Source organism: Paraburkholderia sp. DHOC27, assembly GCF_003429005.1.
In the GTDB taxonomy this organism is placed as follows: domain Bacteria; phylum Pseudomonadota; class Gammaproteobacteria; order Burkholderiales; family Burkholderiaceae; genus Paraburkholderia.
This window is the reverse complement of record NZ_QVQV01000002.1, coordinates 724,849-737,998: the sequence shown is the minus strand read 5'-3', so window position 1 is coordinate 737,998 and position 13,150 is coordinate 724,849. Positions and strand designations below refer to the sequence as shown.

10 protein-coding genes are annotated in these 13,150 nt (G+C 63.5%); 9 read left to right on the top strand and 1 reads right to left on the bottom strand.

All coding sequences use genetic code 11. The annotated features are described in order from the left end of the window. The first annotated feature begins 38 nt into the window (after window positions 1-38). From D0B32_RS11470 to D0B32_RS11430, 9 genes are all read left to right on the top strand, one after another. Complete coding sequence (locus D0B32_RS11470; protein ID WP_117334047.1) at window positions 39-1,040, top strand: GlxA family transcriptional regulator; 1,002 nt, start codon at window positions 39-41, stop codon at window positions 1,038-1,040. A gap of 111 nt (window positions 1,041-1,151) precedes the next feature. Beyond that, window positions 1,152-2,717, top strand: coding sequence for a mannose-1-phosphate guanylyltransferase/mannose-6-phosphate isomerase (locus D0B32_RS11465; protein WP_310591192.1), 1,566 nt, complete (start codon window positions 1,152-1,154; stop codon window positions 2,715-2,717). Window positions 2,718-2,765: 48 nt separating this feature from the next. Continuing rightward, window positions 2,766-4,154 carry an undecaprenyl-phosphate glucose phosphotransferase gene (locus D0B32_RS11460; RefSeq protein ID WP_117334046.1) on the top strand — a complete coding sequence of 463 codons (1,389 nt, stop codon included), beginning with the start codon at window positions 2,766-2,768 and terminating at the stop codon, window positions 4,152-4,154. A gap of 67 nt (window positions 4,155-4,221) precedes the next feature. Continuing rightward, on the top strand, window positions 4,222-5,346 hold the full coding sequence (locus D0B32_RS11455; RefSeq protein WP_404935548.1) for a polysaccharide biosynthesis/export family protein: 1,125 nt from the start codon (window positions 4,222-4,224) through the stop codon (window positions 5,344-5,346). A 73-nt stretch (window positions 5,347-5,419) separates the two neighbouring features. Further along, window positions 5,420-7,651, top strand: coding sequence for a polysaccharide biosynthesis tyrosine autokinase (locus D0B32_RS11450; protein WP_117334045.1), 2,232 nt, complete (start codon window positions 5,420-5,422; stop codon window positions 7,649-7,651). Window positions 7,652-7,750: 99 nt separating this feature from the next. Then, window positions 7,751-8,869 (top strand): GDP-mannose 4,6-dehydratase, encoded by a 1,119-nt coding sequence (gene gmd / locus D0B32_RS11445; RefSeq protein WP_117334044.1) that lies wholly within the window; start codon window positions 7,751-7,753, stop codon window positions 8,867-8,869. A gap of 5 nt (window positions 8,870-8,874) precedes the next feature. After that, a complete protein-coding gene (locus tag D0B32_RS11440; protein WP_117334043.1) occupies window positions 8,875-9,831 on the top strand; it encodes a GDP-L-fucose synthase in 957 nt (318 codons plus the stop codon). Between the two features lies 1 nt (window position 9,832). Continuing rightward, a complete protein-coding gene (locus D0B32_RS11435; RefSeq protein WP_117334042.1) occupies window positions 9,833-10,978 on the top strand; it encodes a glycosyltransferase family 4 protein in 1,146 nt (381 codons plus the stop codon). Between the two features lie 76 nt (window positions 10,979-11,054). Continuing rightward, window positions 11,055-12,389, top strand: a complete 1,335-nt coding sequence (locus D0B32_RS11430; RefSeq protein ID WP_117334041.1) for a glycosyltransferase WbuB — start codon at window positions 11,055-11,057, stop codon at window positions 12,387-12,389. A 46-nt stretch (window positions 12,390-12,435) separates the two neighbouring features. Here D0B32_RS11430 and D0B32_RS11425 read toward each other — a convergent pair whose 3' ends face one another. Next, window positions 12,436-12,942 carry a hypothetical protein gene (locus tag D0B32_RS11425; RefSeq protein WP_117334040.1) on the bottom strand — a complete coding sequence of 169 codons (507 nt, stop codon included), beginning with the start codon at window positions 12,940-12,942 and terminating at the stop codon, window positions 12,436-12,438. Between the last annotated feature and the right edge of the window lie 208 nt (window positions 12,943-13,150).

Below are 13,150 nucleotides of genomic sequence, written 5' to 3'. Positions count from 1 at the left end.
AAATGGCCAACAATGCATGACATGGTAGGGGAGAGATCATGCCGCATTTGTCAGTTGATACTGCGAGGATTACCTGGCTACACACGCCTAACGTCAACGTTCGATGTGCGGCTCGCCGCATAGGCATTCTGCTATTCGATCGTTTTGGCCTGCTGGGCGCGGGGATCGTAGCCGAGATGTTCCATACCGCCAACGAGATTGCCGCGCCACACAGCGGCGATGATCCCCCTTACGAAGTGCAGTTCCTGTCGATGGAAGGCGGCAGCATTGCCAGCTCGTCGTCGGCCCGCATGTGGACGGATGGCGTCGACGCCCGTTACAACAACGGCTTCGACATCCTGTTCGTGGCAGGCGGCTACGGCGCCATGACGGCAGCGCGCGACGAACGCCTGCTCGGCTGGCTGCGCACCGTGCGCTCGCGCACCCGCACCATCGAACCGATCGCCGAGGGGCGCCAGATTCTGGCGGCCGCGGGACTGGTCGACGTCGACGATATCCGCCACGCTCATCCCTACCTGACGCATATCGGTGGCGGCGAGCAGGCCCTGAACGAGACCCGTGAACATCACGACTCGGGCAAGAGCGCGCTGATGTTCATCAAGCGGGACCTCGGTCTCGACGTGGCGCGCAACGTTGCCGATCGCGTGATGCCGGGCATGGGCGCCGCGCTGATGCCGCGCCTCGCCGAGGGCGGCACGATGAGCGTGGGCGAAAAGATCCGCGCCGCGGCCCGCTGGATGGAGGCCAACTGTGACCGGCCCGTGTCGGTGGCGGACGCCGCTCACGTGGCGGCCATGAGCGAGCGCAATTTCCTGCGCCGCTTCAAACACGAAATGCACGTCACGCCTTCAGATTACCTGTTGCAGGTTCGTTTGCGCATTGCGTGCAACTTCCTGACCGAGACGGAACTGCCGGTCGACAAGATCGCGCGGCGCAGCGGCACCGGCAACGGCGATCGGCTGGCCAAGATCTTTCGCAAGCGCATGGCGCTGTCGCCAACCGAGTATCGGGCGCGTAGCCGTTCTGCCTCGCAGGGTTGAGCCGGTCAGGGGAGCCAGGGACATCAGGGGCCTGGCTGCGCCCGCGCGAGCGAATCGCGTATCGACGCTAGTGGAATAAGAACGTCCTGGTTAGTAGTAGGAGTACTAATAATGGAAAAGGCGTTGCGGGAAGGGGTAACTGACGATGGCAGTGCCGGCGGGGATGCCGGCAATTCGCTGCCCGTCGCGCAGGCGGTCGCCGACGCAGGGTCGGCGACGGCTTGCATGGACATTGCACCCGTGATTCTGGCGGGCGGCTCGGGCACACGTCTGTGGCCGCTGTCGCGTGAGCATTATCCGAAGCAGCTGATCGACGTGATCGGCACGTGCTCGCTGTTGCAGGACACCGTGCGCCGGATGGACGGCTTTCCCGCGCCGTGGGCAGTACGCAAGGCGCCGCTCATCGTGTGCGGCGAAGAACATCGTTTCGTGACGGCCGAGCAGTTGCGCAGCAGTGGGGTCGCCGCGCAGCTCGTGGTCGAACCGGCGCGGCGCGATACGGCGCCGGCGCTGACGCTGGCTGCCGCACTCGCCATGCGCGATGGCGAAGACGTGATTCTCGTGGCGATGCCCGCGGATCACGCCATCCTCGACATCGCGGCGTTTCAGCAGGCCATTGCGCAGGCTGCCGAACACGCCGGACGCGGCGCCATTGCCACGCTAGGCGTGCCGCCGACGCGGCCCGACACGGGCTTTGGCTATATCCGCCTCGGCGACGCAATGGATGGTGGCGCATACCGCATCGAGCGCTTCGTCGAAAAGCCCGCGCTCGAACTGGCGACGCAATACGTGGCATCGGGCGCGTACTGGTGGAACAGCGGCATCTTCGTGGTGCGGGCGTCGGTGTGGCTCGAACTCGTCAAACGCCTGCAACCGGCGATGGCCGAGGCGTGTCTCGCCGGTATCGAAAGCGGCCGCATGGACGGGCCGTTCTTCCGGCCGCAGACCGAAGCCTTCGTCAAGGCACCGGCGGATTCGATCGACTACGCCGTGATGGAACGTCTGGGCGTGGCAGGTCCGGTGGGCGAGCCGTTCGAAGGCGTCGTCGTGCCGCTGGTGGCAGGGTGGTCCGATCTGGGTTCGTGGGATGCCGTATGGGGCGCGCTCGACAAGGACGCGGCCGGCAACGTCGGACGCGGCCGGGTGTTGTTCGAAGGCGCAAGTTCTTCGTACGCGCATTCGGAAGGCCGGCTGGTGGCCTGTGTGGGAACCAGCAACGTGGTCGTGGTGGAAACCGCGGATGCGGTGCTGGTGGCGGATCGCTCGCGGGTGCAGGACGTCAAGGGGCTGGTCGCGCGCATCAAGGCGCAGCACTCGCCCGAGGCGGACGAACATCGCAAGGTGCGCCGGCCCTGGGGTTTTTACGACTCCATCGACCACGGCGAACGGTTTCAGGTGAAGCGCATCGTGGTCGATCCGGGTTCGCGGCTGTCGCTGCAACTGCATCACCACCGCGCGGAACATTGGATCGTGGTGCGCGGCACCGCGATGGTCACACGCGGCGACGAGCATTTCCTGCTGAGCGAAAACGAGTCGACGTTCATTCCACTGGGTGTGCGGCACAGGCTGGAGAACCCGGGCAAGGTGCCGCTCGAAATCATCGAGGTTCAATCGGGATCGTATCTCGGCGAAGACGACATCGTGCGGTTCGACGATACGTATGGTCGCTGCACTTGAGTCTGGCGTAGTAAGCGAATCTGTTTCGATGCGGGTGGGGAGAGAAAAATGATTAAGCCTTCAGCATTGGCTGCGCGCCTCGTGGATGTCACGTTGATCGTCGCCGGCGCGGGCATCGCGTCTAACGTCCGGTTCGACGAACTCGGGCAGAGCAATATCTACTATGCGTTCGTGGCGTTTTCCGCCGCGTTCGCGCTGGCCTTGTTTCCGGCTTTCGGTGTCTACGTGTCATGGCGGGGCCGCTCGAAGATCGAACTGATCGGCCAGGTGTCGCTTGCGTGGATCACCGTGCAGATCTGCGCGCTCGCGCTGATGTACACCCTGCACCGCAGCGATTTCGTTTCGCGTCTGTGGTTCGCCTACTGGACGGGTACGACCGGCGCGCTGATGATCGTCGCGCGCTTCGCGGTGCACCGCGTGCTGGCACGCGTGCGGCAGTCCGGCATGAATCTGCGCAAGGTGGCGGTGGTCGGGCGCGGCGAACATGCCGCCGCGCTCGTGCGCAAGATCGACGGCTGTACGGCAGCAGGTTTTCGCACCGTGGCCGTGCTCGACGTGTCACGCGATCAACCGGCCCTCGGCGATGTGATTCCCGATGTGCGCGGCTTCGACGACATGCGCGAATTCGCCGACTTTCTGCGCGCCCAGGATGTCCACGAACTGTGGCTCGCCTTGCCGCTTTCCGAAGAGCAGACCATCTACGAATGCGTGAAAGAGCTGCGCGACGATCTCGTGAACATTCGCTTCATGCCGGATCTGCGCAGCCTCGCGATGTTCGAAAGCACCATGATCGATCTGCTCGGCGTGCCGGCCATCAACCTGGTGGCCTCACCGCTGTCACAGACTTCGCAGCTGCAAAAGGAAATGTTCGACCGGCTGTTCGCCGCGCTCGCGCTCATTTCGCTCGCACCGCTGCTGCTGGGCATTGCCATCGCTGTCCGGCTGTCATCCCGCGGACCGGCGATCTTCAAACAGAAACGCAAAGGCGCGGACGGCCGGGTCTTCACGATCTACAAGTTCCGCACCATGCGTTTGCACTCCGAAGCGGCGGGGTCGCTGCAACAGGCGACCCGCCACGACAGGCGCATCACACGAGTGGGCGCGTTCTTGCGCCGCACGAGTCTCGACGAGCTGCCGCAGTTTTTCAACGTACTGCGCGGCGACATGTCCGTGGTCGGGCCGCGTCCTCACGCGCTCGAACACGACGATCTCTACCAGAAGGTGGTGGCGGGCTACATCCAGCGTTACCGGATCAAGCCAGGCATTACCGGCTGGGCACAGATCAATGGCTTTCGCGGTGAAACCGATCGAATCGAAAAAATGGAGCGGCGAGTGGAGCATGACCTGTACTACCTCGGCAACTGGTCTTTCGGGCTCGACATGCGCATTATCGCGGCCACGATCGTTAAGGGCCTGGTGCATAACAATGCTTATTGACGCGAAGAAGGAGACTAATATGTGTCAAATAAACAGCGCGATGAATAAGAAGGGCGTCCCGCATGCGATGGTTCAACATGCACGGACGCTGGGGCTCATCACGACTTTCGCAATGCTGGCAGCATGCTCGACCGTCCCGGGTCAGCGCATGATTACCCCGCCCACGCTGCCCGTCAGCAACACCGACGACGGCAAGGCCACCGGCGCCGAACAGGTGCCGATCACCGATATCACGCTGGCAACCGTTCAGCAGGCCCAGCAGGCCTATATGAACGGCGACGGCAACGACCTGACGCCGCTCTTCAGCAAAGCCGGTCCTTACAAGCTGGGACCCGGCGACGTGCTGCAGATCACCGTCTGGGACCACCCCGAACTGGCGGCCGCGCTCGGCAACCCGACTGAATCCACGCGCCCCGCGGATGCGGCGCTCGGCTTCGTCGTGGATCACGAAGGCAAGGTGCAGTTCCCGTATTGCGGCGATCTGCCCGTGCAGGGCAAGACCGCCGAGCAGGTGCAGCGCATGATTTCCGCTGACCTGAGCAAGGTGATGGTGAAGCCGCAGGTCACCGTGCGCGTGGCGTCGTACCGCTCCGCGCAGATCTACATCGACGGTGAAGTGCGCACGCCGGGTTCGCAGACCATCAACGACATTCCGATGACCTTGACCGAGGCCATCAATCGCGCGGGCGGCTTTAGCCCCACCGCCGATCAGGGCCATGTCGTGATCGTGCGCGACGACAAGACGTACTACGTCAACGTCGCGCAGATGCTGCACAACAACCAGAACCCCTCGAAGATCGTGCTGCAAAACGGCGACATTCTGCGCGTCGAGGCACGTGAGGACTACGGCGTCTACCTGATGGGCGAAGTCAACAAGCCCGGCACGGTGCTGCCGATGCGTAACGGCAGGCTGTCGCTCGGCGAAGCGGTTTCGCAGGCGGGCAGCATCAACAACGGCACGGCCGATGCGAAAGAGCTCTACGTGATCCGCGGCGGCCCCGGCATCAAGCCGCAGGTGTATCACCTCGATGCGACCTCGCCGGTCTCCATGCTGCTGGCCAACCAGTTCGAACTCGAGCCCAAGGACATCGTGTACCTCGATGCCGGCGGCCTCGTGCGCTTCAGCCGTGTGCTGAACCTGTTGTTGCCGCTGGTCAACGCAGGCCTGACCGCGGCAGTTGTCACGAAGTAATCCGCAACCGGGTCCGTGACGCACTCACGGACCCGGTCTCGGCTCAACACACTTGTTGTGCGGGATTGATGACATGGCTACCAACTTCGAAAACCGATATATCGATGTCCAGAGCAGCGATGAGTTACGCCTGTCGGACTACCTGACGGTCATTACGCAGCATTGGCGGATGATCCTGGGGGTCACGCTGCTGGCGTTACTCATCGGCACTACCGTGGCGTTTGTCCAGACGCCGGTGTACCGCGCCGACGTGATGATCCAGGTGGAGGACACCGCCAACAACGGCAACGGCAACGCGAACGGCAACAAGGACGCGTTGCAGACAATGGCGTCGATCTTCGACACGAAGGCGGTCACCTCGGCGCAGATCGAACTGATCCGCTCGCGGCTCGTCATCGACGAAACGGTCAACAAGCTGCACCTGGATATCACGGCTGCGCCGCGTCACTTTCCGGTGATCGGCAGCCTGCTCGCGCGCTGGCGCGGCACGGATGGCCTCGCCTCGCCGCTGTTCGGCATGCCGGAATATGGCTGGGGCGGTGAAGAAATCAACGTGTCGCTGTTCGACACGCCGAAGGAACTGTACGCCAAGCCGTTCGTGCTGACGGTGTTGCAGGACGACCAGTACGTGGTGACGGACGAGAACGGCACTGAAGTGCTGCGCGGTCATGCCGGGCAACTCGCGCTTGGCAGCACCACGCGCGGTCCGGTGCGCCTGCAGGTCGATCATCTGGTGGGACGCCCCGGCACGAAGTTCGATCTGACGCGCTGGTCGACGCTCGACACGGTCAACCATCTGCAGAAAGACATGAACGTGGTGGAGACGAGCGTGCAGTCGGGGATCATCGCGGTGACGCTGGAAGGCGTCGATCCGGATCTCACGGCGGCCATCGTCAACGGCATCGCACGGCAGTACGTGCAGCAGGACGTGGATCGCAAGTCCGCCGAAGCGGAACACACGCTGGCGTTTCTCGACCAGCAGTTGCCGCAGTTGCGCAGCGAACTCGATCAGGCCGAGCAGCGTTACAACAACTTCCGCAACAAGCAGGGCACGGTGGATCTGAGCGAGGAAAGCCGGCTCTTGCTGCAACAGATCGTCGAAAACAAGACCAAGCTGGTGGACCTTCAGCAGCAGCGTGCCGAACTGGCGACGCGCTTCACGGCTGCGCACCCGGCGGTTGCGGCGCTCGACGCACAGATCTCGCAACTGCAAAGCGTGCAGGGTTCGCTCACGCACAACGTCTCGACCTTGCCGGATACGGAGCAGACCGCACTGCGTCTGCTGCGTGACGTGCGGGTGGATACCGAGCTGTACACGAACCTGCTGAACAGCGCGCAGCAGTTGCGCATCATCAAGGCAGGCCAGGTGGGCAGCGTGCGCGTGGTCGACTATGCGGAACCGCCCGATGATCCGGTGCGTCCGCAACGTGCCCTGCTGATCCTGATCAGCGGTGGCCTCGGTCTCGTGCTCGGCATTCTGGCGGCCTTCACGCGCAAGACGCTGTATGGCGGCGTGCAGAACACCACGGAAATCGAATCCGTGCTCGGCGTGCCGGTGTGCGCGGTGGTACCGCGCAGCACCTTGCAGAACCGCGTGCAGCGCAATGTCGGATTGCGGCGCGCCGGGGTGCATGTGCTGGCCGCGCAGGCGCCGGACGACGTCGCCGTGGAAGGCGTGCGCAGTCTGCGCACGACGCTGCAATACGCGTTGACTTCGGCACGCAACAACGTGGTGATGCTGACGGGTTCGCGGCCGGATGCCGGCAAGTCGTTCATGTCGGTGAACCTGTCGGCGCTGGTGGCGTCGGCGCACAAGCGTGTGCTGTTGATCGACGGCGACATGCGGCGCGGCGACATCCACAAGCATTTCGGTCTGCCGCATACACCGGGCCTCTCCGATGTGCTCAACGGTGCCGACCCGCAGGAGTGCGTGCTGCACGACGTGCTGCCCGGTCTCGACATCCTGACCAAGGGCGGCCTGCCGGGCAATCCTTCCGAGCTGTTGATGAGCGATCGCTTCCGCACCTTGCTGGAGCATTTCTCACGCGGCTATGACCTCGTGATCGTCGATACGCCACCGGTGCTTGCCGTGACCGATGCTGCGCTGATCGGCAAGCACGCGGGCACGACGCTGATGGTGGTGCGGCACGGCCGTCATCCGGCGATGGAAATCTCCGAGGCGCTCAAACGCCTCATCAATGCGGGCGTCAATCTGCACGGCGTCCTGCTCACCGATGTGCCGCCACCCAAGCTCAATCTGGGCGGCTACACCGGGTACTACGGTTACGAAAGTCGCGCGGACTGACGCAACGCATTACCGCACCGACGTTGGTTTTTTTATGCGCCTGGGCCTGAGTGCCCGGCGCGCCGCTCTGCAGTCGAACGTTTGACGAGGGGAACAAACATGGATCGTAAGGTCGCTTTGATTACCGGCGTGACAGGACAGGATGGCTCTTATCTGGCTGATCTGCTGCTGTCCAAAGGTTACGACGTGCATGGCATCAAACGACGTACATCGCTTTTCAACACGGATCGCATCGACCACCTGTGCTGCGATCCGCACACCGCCGACCGCCACTTCTTCCTGCACTACGGAGACCTGACGGATTCGTCGAGCATCGTGCGTATCATCCAGCGCGTGCAGCCGGACGAAATCTACAACCTGGCTGCGCAAAGCCACGTTGCAGTGTCGTTCGAAGAACCGGAATACACGGCGAATGCCGACGCGCTCGGCACGCTGCGCATTCTCGAGGCCATGCGTATTCTCGGCCTCGAAAAGAAGACCCGCTTCTATCAGGCGTCCACTTCCGAACTCTACGGCCTGGTGCAGGAAGTGCCGCAGAAGGAAACCACGCCGTTCTATCCGCGCAGCCCGTATGCGGTGGCCAAGCTGTACGCCTACTGGATCACGGTGAACTATCGCGAAGCGTATGGCATGTATGCGTGTAACGGGATTCTGTTCAATCACGAATCGCCGGTGCGTGGTGAGACCTTCGTCACGCGCAAGATCACGCGTGCCATTGGCCGCATTGCGGTGGGACTGCAAAAGGATCTGTATCTGGGCAACCTGTCCGCGTTGCGCGACTGGGGTCATGCGCGCGACTACGTGGAAATGCAGTGGATGATGCTGCAGCAGGAAAGCCCGGAAGATTTCGTCATTGCCACCGGCCAGCAGTACAGCGTGCGCGAGTTCGTGCAGGCGGCGGCTGCCGAACTGGGCGTGACGGTGCGCTTCGCAGGCGAAGGCGTGGACGAGATCGGCGTGGTCGAGAAAGTGGAAAGCAAGGAAACGCGCCTCTCGCCGGGTGACGTGATCGTGCGTGTCGATCCGCGCTACTTCCGGCCCACGGAAGTCGAGACCCTGCTGGGCGATCCGTCCAAGGCGCATGCGCGGCTCGGCTGGAAACCGTCCACGTCGTTCAATGCGCTGGTCAAGGAAATGGTGCGCGCCGACTATCAGATCGCACGCCGCGATGCGCTGGTGACACTGGCCGGCTTCACGGCTCTCGAACATCACGAGTAACGGTCATGGACAAGAGCACGCGGATCTTCGTCGCCGGGCATCGGGGCATGGTGGGCTCGGCGCTCGTGCGACGTCTGCAGGCGGACGGCTACACGCAGATTCTGACGCGCACCCACGCTGAACTCGACCTGCTCGATCAGCGCGCGGTGCAGCAGTTCTTTGCCAGTGAGCGGGTGGAAGTGGTCCTGCTGGCGGCGGCGCGGGTGGGCGGCATTCTCGCCAACGCGACACAACCGGCGGACTTCATCTACCAGAACCTCGCCATCGAGACCAACGTGATACACGCTGCTTATCAGGCGGGTGTCACGCGTCTGGTGTTTTTCGGTTCGTCGTGCATTTACCCGAAGGCGTGCCCGCAGCCGATTGAAGAAGCGTATCTGCTGAGCTCGCCGCTGGAAGCGACCAACGAACCGTATGCAATTGCCAAGATTGCCGGCCTCAAGCTGTGCGAAGCGTACAACCGCCAGTACGGCACGAAGTACGTGGCGCTGATGCCGACCAACCTTTACGGTCCTAATGACAACTACGATCTGCGCACGAGTCACGTGCTGCCCGCACTGATCCGCAAGGCCCACGAAGCCAAGCTGAATGGCGACAGTGAACTGACGGTGTGGGGCACGGGTACGCCGCGCCGCGAGTTTCTGCACGTGGACGATCTCGCGGCGGCCACCGCGTTCGTGCTCGAACGCGAAGTCGCGGATGGCTTGCTGAACGTAGGGGTGGGCGAGGATCTGTCGATTCGTGAGATCGCGCAGCAGGTTGCGGAAGTGGTGGGCTTCGACGGCGAGATCGTGTTCGATCCGTCGCGGCCTGACGGCACGCCGCGCAAGCTGCTGGATGTCTCGCGTCTCACGCGGCTTGGCTGGCGTGCGCGCATTGGCTTGCAGGAGGGCATCGAGGCGACGTATCAGGATTTCATTGCGCGTTTCGGCGCAGCAACGCTCTCCGAAGGGACGGTGTGACATGGCAAGCGGTTCCGTGACGATTTTCCATAACGTGGTCTGGTCGCGTCATAAGGGTGTGGTGTTTTCGGCCCTGCACGACATTTCGGCGGCCAGCCCGATCAAGTATCAGATTGTGCAGATCTCCGACACGGAGCATTTCCGGCTCGGCTTCTCGGATGTGGATTACGGGTATCACCAGTATCCAATGCGCAAGCTGTTCGATGGCTGCTACGAAGACGTGCCCACGTGGCGCATGACGTATCGCCTGACAATGGAAGTGCTGCGCACGCATGCGGACCTGGTGGTGTTGCCGGGCTATCACCGCCCCGAGTACTGGGCCATGTTGATTGCGTGCATTCTGACCGGCAAGCGGCGCGCGGTGTTTTGCGATTCCACCGGACGGGACCGGCCGCGTCGGTTGCTGACCTCGATCCCGAAGCGCATGTTTTTCGCGCTGTGCGACGGCTATTTCGGTTTCGGTGAACGCAGCCGCGAGTATCTGATGTCGCTCGGCGCGAAACGCGAGCGCATCTTCATTCCGTGCCAGGCGGCGGCGCTGCCGCGTTCGTTCGTACCGGAGCAGGCGCTCGATCAACGTCTGCGCGCGCGCAGTGGCCAGGCGCCGGTGTTTCTGTTCGTCGGGCGGCTCTCGCAGGAGAAGGGCGTCGACGCGCTGTTGCAGGCGTTCGGCGCGATCGTGCAGCGGATTCCCGCGGCGCAGTTGCGCATTGTCGGCACCGGCCCGCAGGGCGAGCAGTTGCAGAAGGCCGCCCAGGACGCGGGCATCGCGCATGCCGTGCACTTCGTCGGCAGTCTGCAGGACGAAGGACTGTCGCGCGAGTATTTCGGCGCCACCTGCATGGTGCTGCCGAGTTTCAGCGAGCCGTGGGGTCTGGTGGTCAACGAAGCGCTCAACCACGGTTGCCCGGTTGTCGTGAGTGATAACTGCGGTTGCGTGCCGGAACTCGTCATCGACGGCGTGACAGGCTATGCATTCCGTTCGGGTGATACGGCGTCCTTGCAACGCATGTTGCTGCAGGCGCTGGAGGCCTTCGCCGATACGGAGAAAACCGCTCGCGCATGTATGGAGGTGATTGGGCGGTTCGATCCACCGCATGCTGCTTCGAACATCGCACGTGGCTGCGCCATGATGCTGGCGCACTAGCCGGGTGTTGCACCTGGATGCACGGATTTGACATGCAGCGCCGGCGCGCGAGGCATGGTGAGTGGATGGGAGGGGTATGAAAATATTAATCGTAGGGCTCAACTACGCGCCGGAGCTCACGGGTGTCGGCAAATACACCGCTGAAATGGCGGATGCGCTGGCCTCGGAAGGACATGACGTGCGCGTGGTCTGCGGGCCGCCGTATTACCCGCAGTGGCGCATTGCCGAAGGCTATAGCGGCTGGCGTTATCGTGCCGAGCGGCGTGGCGCCGTGCGCGTGCTGCGCGTGCCGCTATGGGTGCCGGCGAAGCCGACGGGCGCCTCGCGTCTGCTGCATCTGGCGAGCTATGCGGTCAGCGCCATGCCGGTGCTGATGGCCCAGCTCGTCTGGCGTGCCGACGTGGTGATGAGCATCGCACCGAGCCTGATGAGCGCGCCGGGTGCGTGGCTGGTTGCGCGCCTCTCCGGCGCGAAGTCGTGGCTGCACATTCAGGATTACGAAGTCGACGCGGCCTTCGATCTGGGCGTGATCGAAGGCAAGCGCTCGCGGCGCGTTGCGCTCGCGGTGGAACGCAGCCTGCTGAAGCGTTTCGACGTGGTATCGAGCCTCTCGTCGAAGATGGTCGAGCGGGCGCTCGCAAAGGGCGTCGATGCGCGCAGGACGTATTGCCTGCCGAACTGGGTCGACACGCGCGCCATCGTGCCGCTCGCGCATGCGCAGCATTATCGCAAGCTGCTCGGGCTCGACAGCGACGCCAATCCGCAAACCGTGGTGCTCTATTCGGGCAACATGGGTTCGAAGCAGGGGCTCGAGATCGTCGTCGCGGCGGCCGTGCAACTGGCGCGGCGCACCGACATCAGCTTCGTGTTCTGCGGCAGTGGTCCGATGCGCGAACAACTCGAAGCGCGCTGCGCCGGTTCGCCCAACTGCCGGTTCATTTCCTTGCAACCGGTGCATCAGCTCAATCAGTTGCTCAATCTCGCGGACATTCACGTGTTGCCGCAACGGGGTGGCGCTGCCGATCTGGTGATGCCGTCCAAACTCGGCGGCATGCTGGCGAGCGGCCGCGCGGTGATCGCGATGGCCTGTGCCGGTACGGAACTGTATGACGTAGTGGCGACACGCGGGGTCGCTGTGCCGCCGGAAAACGTCGGCGCGCTGGTGGAGGCGATCGAGGCGCTGGCGGCGGACCCCGTGCGCCGTGCGGCACTCGGTGCAGCGGGGCGCGAGTATGCGGAGCGCAGCCTGTCGAGCGTGAGTGTGTTTGCAGCGTTGAACGCGAAGCTGGCGCAGTTGTGTGGCAACGATGCGGTGGTCGCGCGCTCGGCTAGTGTGCCGTCCACGATGAACGGCGGTGTGTCGCACGAAAAGCTCGCCGAGACGCCGCTGGAATCGACGCAGGTGGATTGAACGGCGCAGTTGATTTGAATGGCGCCGGGCTGACCCGGCGCCAGGCTTACCAGGGTGATTTGTAGATTTCGTGGCGCGCGGCACCGGTTGCGGTGCCGTCGCCATAGAGTTGCAAGGCTGCGTTGCCGGCAGCCGGTGCCTGGGCACCCGCAGCCAAGGTGCCCTTGCCATTCGCGAGTCCGGCGGCTGCACCGGCCTTGGCTTTAGGAAGCGGTGCATTGCGGGCCTGCGGCGTGCCAGGGTCGTTGAGCATGTGTTCGAACGCGGTGGTGCCCTGGCCATTGGCGCCAGCGGCAGGCTGGCGCGGTTGATAGGCGTCGCCGTAGGCAGCAGGACCGCCCAGCAGTTGCGCGTCGTCGCCGGTCGCATTGAAGGCGTTGCCATTGGCCGCGCGATTGGCGGCAGCCGCTGCGCCTTGTGCCTCTGCTGCAGGTGCATCGCCGTAGTTGGCAACGGTTTGTGCGTGCGCAGTGCCGGTGGCAAGCGTGAGCAGGCAGGCGAATGGAACGGCGAAGCGAAGAGCGAATAAAGGGCCGCGGGAAAGTGAGTTCATGGCGGGGTTCCAGTGCGATTCATGAGGGCGGGACACAGCGTCTTGCCCCTACCTGTGCATGGTACCGGCAACCGCGCCACAGCTTGATTGGCGGGCCAGTCGAAAGACGACAAAGCCTGTGCACATCAAGCCAATCGAGAGGTCGCAAAATCGAAACGCAGCAAGGACTGGGCACAATTTATCGCAGGGTTTTCGCAGCGGCGAAGGG